At 72.3% G+C, this 17,264-nt stretch carries 16 protein-coding genes; 13 read left to right on the top strand and 3 right to left on the bottom strand.

Going from position 1 to position 17,264, the window contains the following annotated elements:
* The first annotated feature begins 20 nt into the window (after window positions 1-20).
* Window positions 21-1,301 (top strand): haloacid dehalogenase-like hydrolase, encoded by a 1,281-nt coding sequence (locus AB0L37_RS16435; RefSeq protein WP_365504989.1) that lies wholly within the window; start codon window positions 21-23, stop codon window positions 1,299-1,301.
* A 54-nt stretch (window positions 1,302-1,355) separates the two neighbouring features.
* Window positions 1,356-2,240, top strand: coding sequence for a DUF2510 domain-containing protein (locus tag AB0L37_RS16430; protein ID WP_365504987.1), 885 nt, complete (start codon window positions 1,356-1,358; stop codon window positions 2,238-2,240).
* 3 nt (window positions 2,241-2,243) lie between these two features.
* Here AB0L37_RS16430 and AB0L37_RS16425 read toward each other — a convergent pair whose 3' ends face one another.
* The gene (locus tag AB0L37_RS16425; RefSeq protein WP_365504985.1) at window positions 2,244-3,446 is read right to left on the bottom strand and encodes an amino acid deaminase/aldolase; all 1,203 of its coding nucleotides are present in this window, start codon (window positions 3,444-3,446) and stop codon (window positions 2,244-2,246) included.
* A gap of 139 nt (window positions 3,447-3,585) precedes the next feature.
* Between AB0L37_RS16425 and AB0L37_RS16420 the strand changes: the two genes are divergently transcribed.
* Complete coding sequence (locus tag AB0L37_RS16420; RefSeq protein ID WP_365504983.1) at window positions 3,586-4,776, top strand: hypothetical protein; 1,191 nt, start codon at window positions 3,586-3,588, stop codon at window positions 4,774-4,776.
* Window positions 4,773-5,942, top strand: coding sequence for a type VII secretion-associated serine protease mycosin (gene mycP / locus AB0L37_RS16415; RefSeq protein ID WP_365504981.1), 1,170 nt, complete (start codon window positions 4,773-4,775; stop codon window positions 5,940-5,942). The genes AB0L37_RS16420 and mycP overlap by 4 nt, the downstream gene beginning before the upstream one ends.
* Here the strand turns inward: mycP and AB0L37_RS16410 are convergent.
* Window positions 5,926-6,690, bottom strand: coding sequence for a serine hydrolase (locus tag AB0L37_RS16410; protein ID WP_365504979.1), 765 nt, complete (start codon window positions 6,688-6,690; stop codon window positions 5,926-5,928). The two genes, mycP and AB0L37_RS16410, sit on opposite strands and share 17 nt — an antisense overlap.
* Window positions 6,691-6,948: 258 nt before the next feature.
* Here AB0L37_RS16410 and AB0L37_RS16405 point away from each other — a divergent pair, with 258 nt between their 5' ends.
* Entirely contained in the window at window positions 6,949-7,680 is a 732-nt protein-coding gene (locus AB0L37_RS16405; protein WP_365504977.1) for an SseB family protein, read from the top strand.
* Between the two features lie 9 nt (window positions 7,681-7,689).
* Here the strand turns inward: AB0L37_RS16405 and AB0L37_RS16400 are convergent, their stop codons facing one another.
* Entirely contained in the window at window positions 7,690-8,052 is a 363-nt protein-coding gene (locus tag AB0L37_RS16400; protein WP_338694621.1) for a DUF1844 domain-containing protein, read from the bottom strand.
* A 352-nt stretch (window positions 8,053-8,404) separates the two neighbouring features.
* Here AB0L37_RS16400 and infC point away from each other — a divergent pair, with 352 nt between their 5' ends.
* The 8 genes from infC (at window position 8,405) to AB0L37_RS16360 (ending at window position 17,234) form a co-directional block, all read left to right on the top strand.
* On the top strand, window positions 8,405-9,100 hold the full coding sequence (infC, locus tag AB0L37_RS16395; protein ID WP_365505101.1) for a translation initiation factor IF-3: 696 nt from the start codon (window positions 8,405-8,407) through the stop codon (window positions 9,098-9,100).
* Between the two features lie 124 nt (window positions 9,101-9,224).
* Window positions 9,225-9,419, top strand: coding sequence for a 50S ribosomal protein L35 (gene rpmI, locus AB0L37_RS16390; RefSeq protein WP_003977225.1), 195 nt, complete (start codon window positions 9,225-9,227; stop codon window positions 9,417-9,419).
* A gap of 98 nt (window positions 9,420-9,517) precedes the next feature.
* A complete protein-coding gene (rplT, locus tag AB0L37_RS16385) occupies window positions 9,518-9,904 on the top strand; it encodes a 50S ribosomal protein L20 (RefSeq protein ID WP_189976603.1) in 387 nt (128 codons plus the stop codon).
* A gap of 169 nt (window positions 9,905-10,073) precedes the next feature.
* Complete coding sequence (locus tag AB0L37_RS16380; protein ID WP_365504974.1) at window positions 10,074-10,916, top strand: RNA methyltransferase; 843 nt, start codon at window positions 10,074-10,076, stop codon at window positions 10,914-10,916.
* Window positions 10,917-10,973: 57 nt separating this feature from the next.
* Complete coding sequence (locus tag AB0L37_RS16375) at window positions 10,974-12,104, top strand: ATP-binding protein (protein ID WP_365504972.1); 1,131 nt, start codon at window positions 10,974-10,976, stop codon at window positions 12,102-12,104.
* Window positions 12,105-12,257: 153 nt separating this feature from the next.
* Window positions 12,258-13,394 (top strand): phenylalanine--tRNA ligase subunit alpha, encoded by a 1,137-nt coding sequence (gene pheS / locus AB0L37_RS16370; RefSeq protein WP_365504970.1) that lies wholly within the window; start codon window positions 12,258-12,260, stop codon window positions 13,392-13,394.
* Complete coding sequence (gene pheT / locus AB0L37_RS16365; RefSeq protein ID WP_365504968.1) at window positions 13,394-15,895, top strand: phenylalanine--tRNA ligase subunit beta; 2,502 nt, start codon at window positions 13,394-13,396, stop codon at window positions 15,893-15,895. The genes pheS and pheT overlap by 1 nt, the downstream gene beginning before the upstream one ends.
* Before the next feature lie 334 nt (window positions 15,896-16,229).
* A complete protein-coding gene (locus AB0L37_RS16360; protein WP_365505099.1) occupies window positions 16,230-17,234 on the top strand; it encodes a PP2C family protein-serine/threonine phosphatase in 1,005 nt (334 codons plus the stop codon).
* Window positions 17,235-17,264: the final 30 nt, after the last annotated feature.

Here is a 17,264-nt window from a genome sequence, read left to right as displayed (position 1 = left end):
CGGGTGTACGGTCCCTTCACATGCGTAACAGAGATGTTGCCGCGTGGACCTCAGCCGTGGTCACCGTCCTGGTGACCGCGGCTCTCGTCTCTCCTGCGGCCGCCGCCACGTCCGCGTCCCCGACCTCCGGAAAGTGCCCGCAGCTCTCGCAGGAGCTGCCGTGGTACGGGCAGAACCGGGCCCAGCTCCAGCGCATGATCGACGAACGCGGGACCTGCCACGGTCACCACGGCCCCCGCCCCGTCGCCGCGTTCGACTGGGACAACACCGTCTCCAAGAACGACGTCACCGACGCGACCATCGCCTGGTCGCTGAAGCACGACAAGATCCTGCGGCCCGCGAGCTGGAAGAAGACCAGCAAGTGGATGACCGACGACGCCGACAAGGCGCTCACGGCCGCCTGCGGCACCGCCGTCCCCGTCGGATCGCCGCTGCCCACCTCCACCGACACCGACTGCACGGACGAGATCTTCAACATCCGTGAGTCGGGCAGGACCATGAGCGGCGCCGCCGCCTTCGCGGGCGACTGGAACCACCGCCGCACGGTGCCCCAGTACGCCTGGGTGCCCCAGCTGTTCGCCGGCCACACGGTCCCCGAGCTGGAGTCGTACGCGGCCGCGGCCCGCACCGAGGCCCTCGCCGCGCCGGTCGGCGCGACCCAGAAGCTGGGCACGCACACCATCCCCGGCTACGTCCGCTACTACGACCAGCAGCGCGACCTCATCCGTACGTTGCAGAAGGCCGGCTTCGACGTCTACATCGTGTCCGCCGGATCCGAGCCGGTGACCGAGGTGTGGTCCCGCGGCGTCGGCATCGACCGGGCGCACACCATCGCGATCCGGTCCGTCCTCGACGCCGAGGGCCGCATCACGACGTACAACGAAGGCTGCGGCGGCGTCGGCCGCACCCAGGGCGAGGCCATCCCGTACATCGACGGCAAGCGCTGCTGGGTCAACCAGGACATCTTCCATGTGAAGGGCACGTCGGCCTGGGAGAAGCAGCGCCCGGGCAAGCGGATCGCGCTCGGCGGCGGTGACGCCGACACCGACGTGACCTTCGTCGGCGACGCGACCGGCGCCCACCTCGTCCTCAACCGGAACAAGAACGAGATCATGTGCCGCGCCTATGACAACGCCGACGGACGCTGGGTCGCCAACCCGATGTTCATCGAGCCGCTGCCGAGGAAGGCGTCCCCCTATCCGTGCTCGACGGCCGCGTACAACAAGCCCGAAGGCGGCTTCGGACCGCTCCTGAGGGACGACGGTTCGGTCGTGCCCGATCAGACGGACACCGTGTACTGATCCCGGGTACCGACCGCGTGTACGCGTGAGCCGGGTGCGGCCTACAGTGCCCGCATGAGCATGACGCCGCCGCCCGGCTGGTACCCGGACCCCAAGGCCCCGTCCACCGAACGCTGGTGGGACGGGGCCGCGTGGACCCCCCACCGCAGGCAGCCGCACGTACCGGTGGCGGCCGGCCCCTCGCGGGGCGGCAGGATCGTCGCCCTCGCCGCCGCGGGCCTCGTGCTCGTCGCGGCCGTCGTCACCGGGGTCGTCCTCCTCGTGAACGGCGACTCCGGCGGGCCCGAGGCGCGCACCGGGGTGCCTTCGGAACTGGCCCAGTCCTCCTCCGCGGCATCGAGCAGCGCCCCCGCGCCGTCCCCGACCGAGGACGCCCGCCGCGTCACCGATCCGCTCAACGGCATCACACTGCCCGTCGTCGACGGCTGGCAGAAAGCCGAGACCGTCGCCGACGAGTACACCCTCATCACCACGCCGCGCACCTACGACTGCCCGTACGACGACGGCCTGTGCCGGCGCGGCACCGTCTCCACGCACACCGTCACCAACACCGACGAGACCGATCCCGAGGTCCTCGCCAAGAAGGACGTCTCCGACGCCGCCGACCTCGCGTACGACAAGAACGCGATCGGGGAGCGGCCCTTCGGCGGCATCACCGGCCACAAGGTCGTCGCAGCGCGGCAGTTGGCGGTCGCGGGCCGGGCCGGCTACCTCGTGCGCTGGAAGGTCACGACCGCCGAGGGCCCCGGCGGCTATGTGCAGTCGGTGGTCTTCCCCTCCAGCGTCGGCTCCGAAGCGCTGGTCGCCGTGCGCTGCACCCTCGACGCGAGCGACGCCGCACCCCCGCTCTCCGACCTCGACAAGATCGTCAAGGGGATCCGCCCCGTGGGCGGCTCGGGCGGCGGGGGAGTGGGCAGCAGCATCGGCCCCAGCACGTAAGAGCTAGAGGAACGTGTAGCCCTCGCCGCGATACGTGGGCACCGTCCCGGTCACCGCGTCGCCCTCGATCAGGTGCAACACCTCGAACCGCTCGCACAGTTCACCGGCCTTCGCGTGCCGGAACCACACCTTGTCGCCGAGGAGCAGATCGTCGGCGGCCGCGCCGAGCAGCGGCGTCTGCACCTCGCCCGGCCCCTCCTGGGCGTCGTAGCGCAGCCCCTCCGGGAGATACGGCACCGGCAGCCGGTCCGGGCCGGGAGCGCCCGACGCCGGATACCCGCCGCCGAGCACGGTCACCACGCCCACCCCCGGGCGGCGCACCACCGGCTGTGCGAACAGCGCGGCCGGACGTCCGCTGAACGACGTGTAGTTGTCGAAGAGCCGCGGGACGTACAGCCCCGACCCTGCGGCGATCTCCGTCACCGCGTCCTCGGCGGCCGTGTGCTGCACGCTGCCCGTGCCGCCGCCGTTCACGAACTCCAGGTCCGGCGCCACCGCCCGCACGGCCCGCACCACCTCGCCGCGCCGCACCGCCAGCTCCTTGCGCGCCGCGGCCTGCATCAGCCGGATCGCCCGCGAGCGCACCGGACGCCCCGCGAGCGCGTCCCCGACCCCGGCCACATGACCCTCGTACGCCATGATCCCCACGAGCCGGAACCCGGGCGCGCGGACCACCGCCCGCGCCAGATCGGCGAGTTGGGACGGCGTGCGCAGCGGGGAGCGCAGCGCGCCGATCCTGACCCGCCCGCCCAGCACCTGCCACGACGTGTCGAGCTCCAGGCAGACCCGGATCTCCTCGGTGCCGCCGTCCCGGGCGTCGTCGATCAGCCGCAGCTGCGCCGGGTCGTCGACCATCACCGTCACGGCGGCGGCCAGCTTCGGGTCGTGCGCCAGCTCGGCGAAACCGGCCCGGTCCGCCGACGGGTACGCGAGCAGGATGTCCTCGAACCCGGAGCGCGCCAGCCAGATCGACTCCGCCAGCGTGAACGACATGATCCCGGCGAACCCGTCACGGGCGAGGACCCGCTCCAGCAGGGCCCGGCACCGCACCGACTTGCTCGCGACCCGGACCGGCTTCCCGCCGGCCCGGCGTACGAGATCGTCGGCGTTGGCGTCGAAGGCGTCCAGATCCACGATCGCCACAGGGGCGTCGAGGTGTGCGGTGGCCCGGTCGTAACGGGCACGGTCGGCGGCGCGCGGTGTCATGTCCGAAGCCTGCCAGACCCGATTACCGCAGGGTAGAGGGACGATACGGGCAGATCGGCCGCGGGTGCGGGCTCGTTCCCCCTGTTGCCGGGCGGGCCCGTTAGAGTGACGCGACGCAGGCTCGAGGAAACGGGGAGGCATGAGCACGGAAGCCCGACGTGTCCCGCCCCGCCCCACCCACGCCCCTGCCCCCCAACTCCCCTCCGGCACACCCCCGTTGCCGGCGACGCCGCCCCCGCCGTCCCCCTCTTCACGCTTCCCGGACACACCGCCGCCCCAAAGGGGCGCGAGGAACGGCGCGAGCAACGACACGAAGTCCGCACCCGCGAACACCACCTCGACCGGCAACGGCGCGAAGGCGAGTTCGATCCCCCTCCCCCCGGAGGCACCCCCCACCGAGACCACCACCCGCCTCCGCCCCGTCCCACCCGCACCGACGTCAGCCCCCCGAAGGCCGATCGGCGCCGTCGACCTCACCCCCCACCCCGAAACCGCCGGCAGGCCCTTCGTCACGTTCGCCCGCCCCGAGCACTACGACGACAGCACCACCCGCCTGCGCCCCGTCGGCTCCCGCCTGCGGCCCCGCGCGGCGGCCGCCGCGGCCTGCCTCGTGCTCGGCCTCGGCCTCATCGGCGGCGCCGCCACCGGCTCCCTGCTCGCCGGCGACGGCGGCGACGACCCCGCCTCCGCGCACAGCGCCTACCACGCGGCCGGCGAACTGTGGCACGGCATACCCGTCGACCGGCTCTTCCCGCCCACTCTCAAGGGCGAGGGCGCGGGCCCCGGCGGAGCCGACCGCACCTGGACCCGGATCGCCGTCGCCCCCGACAGCGGCTGCAAGGGCGCGTTCGACCCGCTGCTCCGCAAGGCGCTGCGCCCGGCGGGCTGCCTGCGCCTCCTGCGCGCCACGTACACGGACGCCACGCAGTCCAACGTCACCACCGTCGGCCTGATGTTCACGCGCGCCGACGCCGAGGCCAGCCAGGCGCTGCGCACCCGCTTCACCGAGCAGGGCCTCGACCGGCGCACCGACCTCATGCCGCGCCCGTACGCCGCCCAGGGCACCGCCGCCGCGGGCTTCGGAGACGCCCAGCGCGCGTCCTGGACGATCGACGTCCTCACCGACGCCCCCGTCGTCGTCTACGCCGTCTCCGGCTTCGCCGACGGCCGCACCGTCGCCGACCCGGAGCCCGCCGCCGACGCGATGAAGGCGGGCGCCACGACCGCCCCCGCCCAGGCCGGACTCGGCCACGAGGCGCAGGGCATCGCCGACCGCGTCGAACGGAGCCTGCGCAAGGCCGTACAGAAGTCCACGGAGCAGCCGTCATGAAGCACCACCGCACGATCGCCGGGTTCGCCGGGGTCGCCGGCGCCGCGGCCCTCGCCCTGCTCCCGTCGACCGCCGCCCACGCCGACTCGGTCCGCGCCCAGCAGTGGGGCCTCACCGCGATGCACACCCAGGAGGCGTGGCGCACGACCAAGGGCAAGGGGATCACGGTCGCCGTCCTGGACACCGGTGTCGACGACCAGCACCCCGACCTGAAGGGCAACGTCCTCACGGGCAAGGACCTCGTCGGCTTCGGCGCCGGGCGCGGCGACCGGCCCTGGGCCCGCCACGGCACCGCCATCGCCGGCATCATCGCGGGCCACGGACACGGCCAGGGCGGCGGCGACGGCGTGATGGGCGTCGCCCCGGAGGCGAAGATCCTGCCCGTCCGCGTGATCCTGGAGGACGGCGACCCGTCCCGCGCCAAGGCCCGCGAGACCCGCGGCAACGCCCTCGCGGAGGGCATCCGCTGGGCCGCGGACCACGGCGCCGACGTCATCAACCTCTCGCTCGGCGACGACTCCGACACCGCCCACCCCGAGGCCGGCGAGGACGCGGCCATCCAGTACGCCCTGAAGAAAGGTGTCTCCGTCGTCGCCTCCGCGGGCAACGGCGGCGAGAAGGGCGACCACATCTCCTACCCGGCCGCCTACCCCGGCGTCATCACGGCCACCGCCGTCGACGCGGCCGGCACCCGCGCCTCCTTCTCCACCCGCCGCTGGTACGCCTCCGTCGCCGCCCCCGGCCGCGGCATCGTCACCGCCGACCCCGACCGCAAGTACTACTCGGCCTGGGGCACCAGCGCCGCCTCCGCGTTCGTCTCCGGCGCCGTCGCCCTGATCCGCGCCGCCCACCCCGGACTGAGCCCCGCCCAGATCAAGAAGCTCGTCGAGGACACCGCCCAGGACCCGCCCGCCGGCGGCCGCGACGACTCACGCGGCTACGGCCTCATCGACCCGGCCGCCGCGATCACCGCCGCCGCGAAACTGAAACCGCAGGGCCTGACCTCGACGGCGTACGGCAAGAAGTACTTCGGCGCGGGCCCCGACGACCCGCGCGACGAGGGCCCCGCGGCCTGGGTCGGCCCGGTCGCGGGCGGCCTCGGCGTCCTGCTGCTCGGCGCGGCCGTCCACCTGTGGCGCGGCCACCGTCTCAGCCGCCGGCGCTGACCGTCCGCACGGCGGCCTTCGCCACGTCTTCCACCAGCGAGATCCCCGCGTCTTTGGTGGCGCTCCCGTTCGAGACGACGGCCACCAGGTACCGCTTCCCGTCCACGCTCACCCGCCCCACGCTGTTGATGACCCACAGCCCGGTCGTGCTCCGCTGAAGCCACCCGTTCTTCAGCTCGGCCGTGTCCGCGTCACCGGCCGCGGACACCCCCCACGTCTGGCCGGACTCGACGTTCCCCATCAGCTCCCGCACGTACGCGCGCGACTCCTCGTCCAGCACGAGAGCGTGGCCGACCCCGAACACCTGCTTGAGCAGGACGAGTTGGTCCTCGGACGTCGTCTGCGTGAGCCCCCACAGCGGCCCGTCCCCACCGGTCGTCCCGGTCAGCCCGAGCCGCTCGTTCGCCGCGTCGAGCCCGTCGGCCCGCCCGATGGCGTTCCACAACTCGGTCGTCGACGCGTTGTCGCTGTTCTCGATCATCGCGGTCGCGTACGTCTTCTCCTGCGCGGTCAGCTCCCGCCCCGCGTCCTGCGCCCGCACCAGCAGCGCGGCGAGGACGTCGACCTTCACGATGCTCGCGGTGTCGTACGTCCCCCCGCCCGACGCGTACGAGGCGCGCGCCCCGGAGTCCACCTCCAGGACCGCCACGGACACGTCCCCGCCGTGCCCGGCGGCGGCTGACTCCACGGCCTTCGCGAGCAGCGCGTCGAGATCCGCGGTCGGCGAAGAAGAAGCGGACGGTGACACGGACGAATCCCCCTCGGCGGACGTGATGTGCGACACCAGCGCAAGTCGCGTCGTGCGCCTGCGCCTTCACGTGGACCGTAGTGGCGGCGGTCCCGGAGACGAGCATGGCGGAGGCGACGGCCGCGTACACGAGAGGGCGCCGGCGGCGGGGCTTCGGAGGCATACGGAGATGCTCGGACCCGGCTCTGTGTCCACCATGAGCAGGACCTCAGGGTCCGCTGAGAACACGGGCGGCCGCGCTCGGTAGGGTCGGTGAACGTGGCGAACAAGAACATTCCCGACCCCGGCTTCTCCGACGACGACGGCACCGCGGACCCCCGCCTCGCCGAGGCCCTGGCCGCGTGGTCGGCCGACCGCACGGCCCACGGCCCGGTCCTGGAGGCCCTCAAGGGCGCCCGGCTCCTCGTCCCCGTCGTCGCCGTGCTCGGCGAAGTCGAGGAGGACGAGAACGGCCTTCGCCGCGAGAAGACCTCCGACATGGCGGTGCCGACCCTCAAGGCGGGCGACCGCAAGGCCCTCCCCGCCTTCACGTCGACCGCGTCCCTCGCCCTGTGGGACCCCGAGGCCCGCCCGGTCGCCGTCCCCCTCCACCAGGCGCTCCAGGCCGCCGCCCACGAGCAGGCCGACACCGTCGTCCTCGACCTCGCGGGCCCGGTCCCGTACGAGATCACGGGCGCCGCCCTCTACGCCCTCGCGGAGGGCCGCACCAGCACCGACCCCCTCGCGGACCCGGCCGTCACCGACGCGGTGCGCACGGCCGTCGCCGCGGAACCCGCGGTGGCCCGCGCCTACCTGGGCCCCGGCCAGGCGGACGGCGTCCTCGCCCTCGTCCTCGACCCGGCCGCCGACCCCTCGGTCACCGCCCAGGCGCTCGCCCGCCGCATCGCGGCCGACGAAACACTGCGGGCCCGCCTGGTGCGCGGCCTCGACCTGGCACTCCTGCCGGCCGACGCCACGCCTCCCGGCGAGCCCTTGTACGTACGAGGCTGAACCAGCGGGTCAGCCGTAGATGGCGCCCGTGTACTTCTCGCCCGGGCCCTGGCCCGGCTCGTCCGGCACGATCGACGCCTCGCGGAAAGCGAGCTGGAGCGACTTCAGGCCGTCGCGCAGCGGCGCCGCGTGGAAGGACGAGATCTCCGTGGCGCTGCCGTCGAGCAGACCGGCCAGGGCGTGGATCAGCTTGCGGGCCTCGTCGAGGTCCTTGTGGGCGTCGCCCTCCTCGGTGAGGCCGAGCTTCACCGCGGCGGCGCTCATCAGGTTCACCGCGACCGTCACGATGACCTCGACGGCGGGCACCTCGGCGATGTCGCGGGTCAGCGCGTCGTAGTCAGGGGTTTCGGTTGCGGGGGTCGCGTCACTCATGGGCCCCACGATAAGCCGCCGTCCACTCGGTTGGGCGCACCCCCCAAGTGCTGCTAACCTTGTGTAACGACCGGCCGGACGCCCCTGTCCCTTGGACAGAGCGACTGGCCCACAAGTGGAGGCTCCGATCTCCCACCTGACCGCCCGGCTAGGGCGGTGGGTCACCGGTCAGATGGTCCCCATCGTTCCGTACGGACGATGGAACCGTCCGATGATGCGCCCCGCGGTTCACCGTGGCGGTGCTCCGGTAGTTCTCGGAGTCCCGCGATGTGTACCGTCCGGGGCATTTTTTGTGCGCTGGAGCGGTTGGTACTACGTAACGAGACGTTACGCGGCGGCCCGCCAGGCCGTCGTGTGGTGCTACCGAGGAGGATCCATCAGCGCCGAGCCCCGCATCAACGACCGGATTCGCGTTCCCGAAGTGCGACTTGTCGGTCCCAGCGGCGAGCAGGTCGGGATTGTTCCGCTTGCCAAGGCCCTTGAGCTTGCTCAGGAGTACGACCTCGACCTGGTCGAGGTGGCGGCGAACGCCCGTCCGCCCGTCTGCAAGCTCATGGACTACGGGAAGTTCAAGTACGAGTCGGCCATGAAGGCCCGTGAGGCGCGCAAGAACCAGGCGCACACGGTCATCAAGGAGATGAAGCTCCGGCCGAAGATCGACCCGCACGACTATGACACCAAGAAGGGTCACGTCGTTCGGTTCCTCAAGCAGGGCGACAAGGTCAAGATCACGATCATGTTCCGTGGTCGCGAGCAGTCCCGGCCGGAGCTCGGCTACCGACTGCTGCAGCGTCTCGCGAACGACGTCGAAGACCTCGGGTTCATCGAGTCGAACCCGAAGCAGGACGGCCGAAACATGATCATGGTTCTCGGTCCGCACAAGAAGAAGACCGAAGCCATGGCCGAGGCCCGGGAGGCCCAGGCCGCCCGCAAGGCCGACGCGAAGGCCAACCCCGGCAAGTCGCAGAACGCGGCGGAGTCGGACGAGGTCGAGGTCGAGGCCGAGGTCGACACCGAGGCCCCCGCCGAGGCTCCGGCCGAGGCATGATCCGGCGGCGTGCAGCCTGTACGCCTCGGACACCCAACTGACACAACTGACGTTCCCCCACGGCCGGTTCGCGCCTGAGGCACGGACCGGCCGGGAACGCCACTGACGAGGAGAGAACGGCGCTATGCCGAAGAACAAGTCGCACAGCGGTGCCAGCAAGCGCTTCAAGATCACCGGCTCCGGCAAGGTGCTCCGTGAGCGCGCCGGCAAGCGCCACCTGCTCGAGCACAAGTCGTCCCGCGTGACGCGCCGCCTCACCGGCAACGCCGAGATGGCCCCGGGCGACGCCGCGAAGATCAAGAAGCTTCTCGGCAAGTGACGTACGGCGCCCAGGCGCCACTACGTCAGCACGACCGGGACCCATACGAACTTGGGTCGGGTGACGTCAACCCCGACCCCGCTACAAGGAGTTAACAAGTGGCACGCGTCAAGCGCGCAGTCAACGCGCACAAGAAGCGTCGGGCGATCCTCGAGCAGGCCAGCGGCTACCGCGGTCAGCGTTCGCGTCTGTACCGCAAGGCCAAGGAGCAGGTCACCCACTCCCTGGTCTACAACTACAACGACCGCAAGAAGCGCAAGGGCGACTTCCGTCAGCTGTGGATCCAGCGCATCAACGCCGCTGCCCGCCAGAACGGCATGACGTACAACCGCCTCATCCAGGGTCTGAAGGCCGCCAACATCGAGGTGGACCGCAAGATCCTCGCGGAGCTCGCCGTCAACGACTCCAACGCGTTCGCCGCGCTGGTCGAGGTTGCGCAGAAGGCGCTGCCGGCTGACGTCAACGCGCCCAAGGCTGCGGCCTGATCGCTCCGCTGAGCCGGTTATTCGGACCCGCAAGCTTGCTGCTTGCGGGTCCGAATGCGTTCGGCGTCGCATCTGCCGTCGTCTGTTGTGTGCCGTGTGCGGACCGGTTGTGGCCGGTCGCGCAGTTCCCCGCGCCCCTTACGGGGCACTTTCTCCCCAGGTGAGTTCCATGGTTGCTGTTCCTGAGCTGATCTCTCCCAAATCGTCCCGTGTGTCCGCCGCCCGGCGGCTCGGGAAGCGGAACTTCCGGGGGAAGGAGCAGCTGTTCCTCGCCGAGGGGCCGCAGGCCGTGCGGGAGGCCGCCGCGCACGGCGGGCTCGTGGAGATGTTCGCGACCGTCGAGGCCGCGGAGCGCTACGCCGACATCGTGGGCGAGGCGCGCGAGGCCGGCGCCCGGGTGCACCTCGCCGACGAGAGCGTCATCGCGGAGATCTCCACGACCGTGACCCCGCAGGGCGTCGTCGGCGTCTGCCGGTTCCTGGACGTGCCCTTCGAGGAGATCCTCGCCGCGCGGCCCCAGCTCGTCGCCGTCCTGGCCCATGTGCGCGACCCCGGGAACGCGGGCACCGTGCTGCGCTGCGCCGACGCCGCCGGGGCCGAGGCCGTCGTGCTGACCGACGCCTCCGTCGACCTGTACAACCCGAAGGCCGTCCGCGCCTCGGTCGGCTCCCTGTTCCACCTGCCGGTCGCCGTGGGCGTGCCCGTCGAGCAGGCCGTCGCGGGGCTCAAGGGCGCGGGTGTACGCATCCTCGCCGCCGACGGCGCCGGGGACGACGACCTCGACGACGAACTCGACAAGGGCACCATGGGCACCCCGACCGCCTGGGTCTTCGGCAACGAGGCGTGGGGGCTCCCGGAGGAGACCCGCGCGCTCGCGGACGCCGTCGTGCGCGTCCCCATCCACGGCAAGGCCGAGAGCCTCAACCTCGCGACGGCGGCCGCCGTGTGCCTGTACGCCTCCGCACGGGCCCAGCGCGCCCCCGGAGGGTGCCGTTCCGTCACGCCCAGCTAGTAGGGTGACCACCTCGGGCCTGTCCCTGGATAGGGGCGAGAGGTGGGATACGGGGAGATGAGCGTCGTCGGCACGAGCAGCTCACGAGGAGCGCAGGGACCGTCGGTCCCTGCCGCGCCCCGGTGCGGACCCGACGACCTCGCCGGGCTCGGTGTCCACCCCGACGACCTCCCCGACGGACTCGTCGTCGCCGACGAGAGCGGCCGCGTCGTCTGCTTCAACCGCGCCGCCGAGCGCATCACCGCCGTCCCCGCACCCCGGGCCCTCGGCGCCCCGCTGGAGCGGGCGCTGCCCCTGGAGGACCTCGAAGGCCGCCGCTGGTGGCAGCTGACCGACCCCTACGGCGGACTCGCCACCCGCGTCGGACAGCCCGAGCGGAACCTGCTCCTGCCGGGCGGCCGCGAAGTCCTCGTCACCGCGCGCTACGTCCGCAGCCGCCCCACCGGGCCCGTGCGCCGCGTCGTCGTCTCGGTCCGCGACACCGAGGCCCGGCGCCGCACCGAGCGCAGCCACGCCGAGCTGATCGCCACCGTCGCCCACGAACTGCGCTCGCCGCTGACCTCCGTGAAGGGCTTCACCGCGACGCTGCTCGCGAAGTGGGAACGGTTCACCGACGAGCAGAAGCGGCTGATGCTGGAGACCGTCGACGCCGACGCCAATCGCGTCACCCGGCTGATCGCCGAGCTGCTCGACATCTCCCGGATCGACTCCGGGCGCCTCGAAGTGCGGCGCCAGCCCGTCGACATCGCCGCTGCCGTCTCCCGGCACATCCAGGCGCACGTCGCCTCGGGCCAGGCGGCCGACCGGTTCCTGCTGCGCGTCACGCAGCCGCTGCCCGACCTGTGGGCCGACCCCGACAAGGTCGACCAGATCCTGAGCAACCTGCTGGAAAACGCGGTGCGCCACGGCGAGGGAACTGTCACGATCGACATCGAGCGGGCCGAGCCCCTCGGCACGTCGGTCACCGTGAGCGACGAAGGCCCCGGCATCCCGGAGGAGTCCATGAACCGCGTCTTCACCCGCTTCTGGCGGGGCAGCAAGCGCGGCGGCACGGGCCTGGGCCTCTACATCGTCAAGGGCATCGTCGAGGCCCACGGCGGCACCATCACGGTGGGCCGAGCGCCCGGCGGCGGCGCCGAGTTCCGATTTACGTTGCCCGTGGCCACCCCGGCGTATCTCACCAGCTGAGCGCACGGGCCCCACGGGCGCAATCGCACACCTCACCCCCGTTAGACTCGTCCTTTGGCACATTGCGTCTCCACGTCAGGGACGGTTCGTCGTCGGATTCGGGACGAGTCGTAGACGGGGCCATCCGCCAGCCAACCGGAAGCACGGGAAGAGATGTCGGCACCGAACAAGTCGTACGACCCTGTCGAGGTCGAGGCACTGAAACCGGAAGAGATCGAGCGCATGCGGGACGAGGCGCTCGCCGCCTTCGCCGCAGCGGACTCGCTCGACGCGCTTCAGGCCGCCAAGGTCGCGCACGCCGGCGGCACGTCGCCGCTGTCGCTCGCCAACCGCGAGATCGGCGCGCTGCCGCCGCAGGCCAAGGCCGAGGCCGGCAAGCGCGTGGGCCAGGCCCGCGCCGCCGTCGGCCGGGGCCTCGCCGCCCGCCAGGCCGAGCTGGAGGCCGAGCGCGACGCGCGCGTCCTGGTCGAGGAGGCCGTGGACGTCACGCTGCCCTACGACCGCACGCCGGCCGGCGCCCGCCACCCGCTGACGACCATGATGGAGCGCGTCGCGGACGTCTTCGTGTCCATGGGATACGAGATCGCCGAGGGCCCCGAGGTCGAGGCCGAGTGGTTCAACTTCGACGCCCTGAACTTCACGCCGGACCACCCGGCGCGGCAGATGCAGGACACGTTCTTCGTCGCCGGTCCCGAGGGCCGCGAGAAGACCGTCGGCGACGAGTCCGGCGTCGTGCTGCGCACGCACACGTCCCCGGTGCAGGCGCGCGCGCTGCTCGACCGTGAGCCGCCCGTCTACATCGTCTGCCCCGGCCGCGTCTTCCGCACCGACGAGCTCGACGCCACGCACACCCCGGTCTTCCACCAGATCGAGCTGCTCGCGATCGACGAGGGCCTGACCATGGCCGACCTGAAGGGCACCCTCGACCACATGGTCAGGGCGCTCTTCGGCGACGACATGAAGACGCGACTGCGCCCCAACTACTTCCCGTTCACCGAGCCGTCCGCCGAGATGGACATGGTCTGCTACGTCTGCCGCGGCGAGTCCGTCGGCAACCCGGACCGTCCGTGCCGCACCTGCGGCAGCGAGGGCTGGATCGAGCTGGGCGGCTGCGGCATGGTCAACCCGCGCGTGCTCACCGCGTGCGGTGTCGACCCCGAGAAGTACAGCGGATTCGCCTTCGGGTTCGGCATCGAGCGGATGCTGATGTTCCGCCACAACGTCGAAGACATGCGAGACATGGTCGAGGGTGACGTCCGGTTCACCCGGCCTTTCGGGATGGAGATCTGATGCGGGTCCCGCTTTCCTGGCTGCGGGAGTACGTCGACCTCCCCGCCACTGAGACCGGCCGCGACGTGCAGGCCAAGCTCGTCGGCGTAGGACTTGAGGTCGAGACCGTCGAGCAGCTCGGCGCCGACATCAAGGGCCCCCTGGTCGTCGGCCAGGTGCTGACGATCGAGGAGCTCGAGGGCTTCAAGAAGCCGATCCGCTTCTGCACGGTCGACGTCGGCCAGGCCAACGGCACCGGCGAGCCGCAGGAGATCGTCTGCGGCGCCCGGAACTTCCAGGTCGGCGACAAGGTCGTCGTCGTGCTGCCCGGCGCCGAGCTGCCCGGCGGCTTCGCGATCGCCGCGCGCAAGACGTACGGCAGGACGTCGCACGGCATGATCTGCTCGACCGACGAGCTCGGCATGGGCGACGACGGCACGCACGGCATCATCGTGCTGCCGCCGGAGCACGAGGCCGGCACCGACGCCATCGAGCTGCTCGAGCTGGTCGACGAGGTCCTCGACATCGCCGTCACGCCCGACCGCGGCTACTGCCTGTCGATGCGCGGCATCGCCCGCGAGACCGCCATCGCATACGGGCTTCCGCTGCGCGACCCGGCGCTCCTCGACGTCCCGGCGCCGAACGCGAACGGCTTCCCGGTCCGCGTCTCCGACCCCATCGGCTGCGACCGCTTCACCGCGCGCACCGTCTCCGGTCTGAGCCCCGAGGCCCGCTCGCCGATCTGGCTCCAGCGCCGTCTGCAGAAGGCCGGCATGCGCCCGATCTCGCTCGCCGTCGACGTCGCGAACTACGTGATGCTGGAGCTGGGCCAGCCCCTGCACACGTACGACCGTTCGCTCGTCCAGGGCGCCATCGGCGTGCGCCGGGCGCAGCAGGGCGAGCAGATCACCACGCTCGACGGCGTCAAGCGCAAGCTCGACGCGGAGGACCTGGTCATCGTCGACGACCGCGGTCCGATCGGTCTCGCGGGTGTCATGGGCGGTGCCAACACGGAGATCGCCGACCACGACGCGGACGCCGGCACGACCGACGTCGTCGTCGAGGCGGCGCACTTCGACGCGATCACGATCGCCCGCACCGCGCGCCGCCACAAGCTGACCTCCGAGGCGTCCAAGCGCTACGAGCGCGGTGTCGACCCGCAGGCCACGTCGGCCGCCGCGCAGCGCGTCGTCGACCTCCTCGTGCTGCTCGCCGGCGGTACCGCGGACGAGGGCGTCACCGAGGTCATCGCGCCGGGTGCCCCGCGCACCATCAGCATCCCGGCCGACCACCCGGACAAGGTCGCGGGCGTCGCGTACGGCCGCGAGACCGTCGTGCGGCGCCTCCAGGAAGTCGGCTGCGACGTCTACGGGCAGGACGAGCTGGTCGTCACGGTGCCGTCCTGGCGCCCCGACCTGACCGACCCGAACGACCTGGCCGAAGAGGTCATCCGGCTCGAGGGCTACGAGAACCTGCCCTCGACCCTGCCGAAGCCCCCGGCCGGCCGTGGTCTGACCGACCGGCAGCGGCTGCACCGCCGCGTGGGCCGGGCGCTCGCCGGTGCCGGTTATGTCGAGGCGCTGAACTACCCGTTCATCGGGCAGGCCGTCCTCGATCAGCTGGGCCTGGACAAGGACGACCCGCGCCGCGTCACCGTCGAGCTGGTCAACCCGCTCTCCGACGAGGAGCCCTCGCTCCGTACGACGCTGCTGCCGGGCCTGCTCGGCGCGCTGCGCCGCAACGACGGACGCGGCAGCCACGACCTCGCGCTCTTCGAGACGGGCCTCGTCTTCCGGCCGACCGGCCACGAGCACAAGGCCGTGCGCCTCCCGGTGGACCGCAGGCCCACCGACGAGGAGATCGCGGAGCTCACCAGCGCGCTGCCGCGCCAGCCGCGCCGCGTCGCCGTCGTCCTCGCGGGCGCCCGCGAGCAGGCCGGCTGGTGGGGCAAGGGCACCCCGGCGACCTGGGCGGACGCCATCGAGGCGGCCCGTGCCGTGGCCGCCGAGGCCGGGGTCGAGCTGACGGTCCGCGCCGACCAGCACGAGCCGTGGCACCCGGGCCGCTGCGCCGCCCTGTACGCGGGCGACACGCTCGTCGGCCACGCCGGTGAGCTGCACCCGCGCGTCGTCAAGGCGATGCACCTGCCCGAGCGCACCTGTGCCATGGAGATCGAGCTCGACCTCATCGAGCAGGCGTCCACGGGCGCGGTGCAGGCGCCGCGGATCTCCACGTTCCCCGTCGCCACGCAGGACGTCGCACTCGTCGTCGACAAGACCGTCCCGGCCGCCGAGGTCGAGAAGGTGCTGCGCGAAGGCGCAGGTGAACTCCTGGAGTCGCTGCGCCTGTTCGACGTGTACGAGAACGCCGAGCAGCTCGGCGACGGCAAGAAGTCGCTCGCGTACGCGCTGCGCTTCCGGGCCGGCGACCGCACGCTGACCGTCGACGAGGCGTCCGCCGCCCGTGACGCCGCGGTGGCACTCGCCGCCGAGCGGACGGGCGCGGTGCTGCGCGGCGCGTGAGCGTCGCGCCACGTCGCACGTAGTCCCAGGTGAGGGGCGCATCCGGAACACCGGATGCGCCCCTCACTCGTTCGGGTGAGGAATCTCGTTGATCTGGTCCGATCGGGGCAGGCGGTCGACAGAATCAGTGCGGCCGCCGGGCCGACCGGTGACCGCGCTGAACTGGGACTGTGCGGACACGACCTAGGGGGCCATCGGCATGATGCGAACCACGACCGGGGCGCCCACCCGAGTCCTCCCCGCCTCCCTCCGTTCCCTGTTCGTGCGCACCGCCCGTACGCCCTGGGGCGAACCCGGCGGGGGCCGGCGCGCGTTGACGCTCGGCCTGCCCACGGTGTGGGGCGCCGTCGCCATCACGTACAAGCTCACCTGCCCCCTCGCCCAGCAGAACGGCCTGGGGGCGCGGATCGTGACCAGCGCCGTGTTCTTCGCCGTGGGCACCGGGCTGATACTCCACGTGCGGCAGACGCTGCTGCGCGAGCTCAGAGAGATCCGGGCCGTCGCGGGTGCCGCGCAGTCCGTGCTGCTGCGGCCGCTGCCGCCCCGGCTCGACGGGCTCGCGCTCGCCGCGGGCCAGCTCTCCGCCGACCGTGGCGCCAGCGTCGGCGGCGATCTGTACGACGTCGTGGCCACCGACCACGGGGTCCGCGTCGTCATGGGTGACGTCCGCGGGCACGGCCTCGCCGCGCTCGCCACCGTCGGCGCCGTGCTCGGAAGCTTTCGCGAGGCCGCTCACGACGAGGACGAACTCGGGTGCGTGCTGCGCCGGTTGGAGCGGGCCCACGCCCGCCATCTGCGCCAGCGTTCGCGCGACGAGCACCCGGCCGCCGGGGGAGGGGAGCCCGAGAACCCCCTCGCTGAGGAGTTCGTCACCGTCCTGCTGCTCGAGATCCGGCAGGACGGCGCCGTGTACGCGCTCAACTGCGGGCACCCCTGGCCGTATCTGCTGCGGCCCGGAGCGGTGTGCTGCGTGACGACGATGAGCGGCGGCGATCCGATGCCGCCGCTCGGCCCGTTCCCACTGCCCGCCGAGCTCGAGCCCGTGCGGTGCGGGCGGATCCTGCCCGGTGAGGCGATGCTGCTGCACACCGACGGCATCGAGGACGCCCGCGACGGTCATGGCCGGTTCTTTCCGCTGACCGCCGAGCTCACGGCCGCCGTACGGCGCAGGCCGGTCGTGCCCAAGGCCCTCATCCAGGCCGTCCACACGCGGCTGCTCTGCCACCTCGCCGGGCCGCCCAGCGACGACGCCGCGATGCTCGTCCTGCGCAACGACCGCAGGCGCGTACCGACGCAGGCCGGCGAACCGGCCCTGCACAGCGCGCACCACGCTCGCTGACATCCAGGGCTCCAAGCTGCGAGGGCATCA

The organism is Streptomyces sp. NPDC052225, from assembly GCF_040679615.1.
In the GTDB taxonomy this organism is placed as follows: domain Bacteria; phylum Actinomycetota; class Actinomycetes; order Streptomycetales; family Streptomycetaceae; genus Streptomyces.
Note: the sequence above shows the minus strand (reverse complement) of the source record. Positions and strands in the feature narration are given on the sequence as shown.

What these genes read in the sequence shown, in the direction of transcription:
- AB0L37_RS16435 (WP_365504989.1), top strand. Translation starts at nt 21, where the DNA reads ATGCGTAACAGAGATGTTGCCGCGTGGACCTCAGCCGTGGTCACCGTC.
- AB0L37_RS16430 (WP_365504987.1), top strand. Translation starts at nt 1,356, where the DNA reads ATGAGCATGACGCCGCCGCCCGGCTGGTACCCGGACCCCAAGGCCCCG.
- AB0L37_RS16425 (WP_365504985.1), bottom strand. Translation starts at nt 3,446, where the DNA reads ATGACACCGCGCGCCGCCGACCGTGCCCGTTACGACCGGGCCACCGCA.
- AB0L37_RS16420 (WP_365504983.1), top strand. Translation starts at nt 3,586, where the DNA reads ATGAGCACGGAAGCCCGACGTGTCCCGCCCCGCCCCACCCACGCCCCT.
- mycP (WP_365504981.1), top strand. Translation starts at nt 4,773, where the DNA reads ATGAAGCACCACCGCACGATCGCCGGGTTCGCCGGGGTCGCCGGCGCC.
- AB0L37_RS16400 (WP_338694621.1), bottom strand. Translation starts at nt 8,052, where the DNA reads ATGAGTGACGCGACCCCCGCAACCGAAACCCCTGACTACGACGCGCTG.
- rpmI (WP_003977225.1), top strand. Translation starts at nt 9,225, where the DNA reads ATGCCGAAGAACAAGTCGCACAGCGGTGCCAGCAAGCGCTTCAAGATC.
- AB0L37_RS16380 (WP_365504974.1), top strand. Translation starts at nt 10,074, where the DNA reads ATGGTTGCTGTTCCTGAGCTGATCTCTCCCAAATCGTCCCGTGTGTCC.
- AB0L37_RS16375 (WP_365504972.1), top strand. Translation starts at nt 10,974, where the DNA reads ATGAGCGTCGTCGGCACGAGCAGCTCACGAGGAGCGCAGGGACCGTCG.
- pheS (WP_365504970.1), top strand. Translation starts at nt 12,258, where the DNA reads ATGTCGGCACCGAACAAGTCGTACGACCCTGTCGAGGTCGAGGCACTG.
- pheT (WP_365504968.1), top strand. Translation starts at nt 13,394, where the DNA reads ATGCGGGTCCCGCTTTCCTGGCTGCGGGAGTACGTCGACCTCCCCGCC.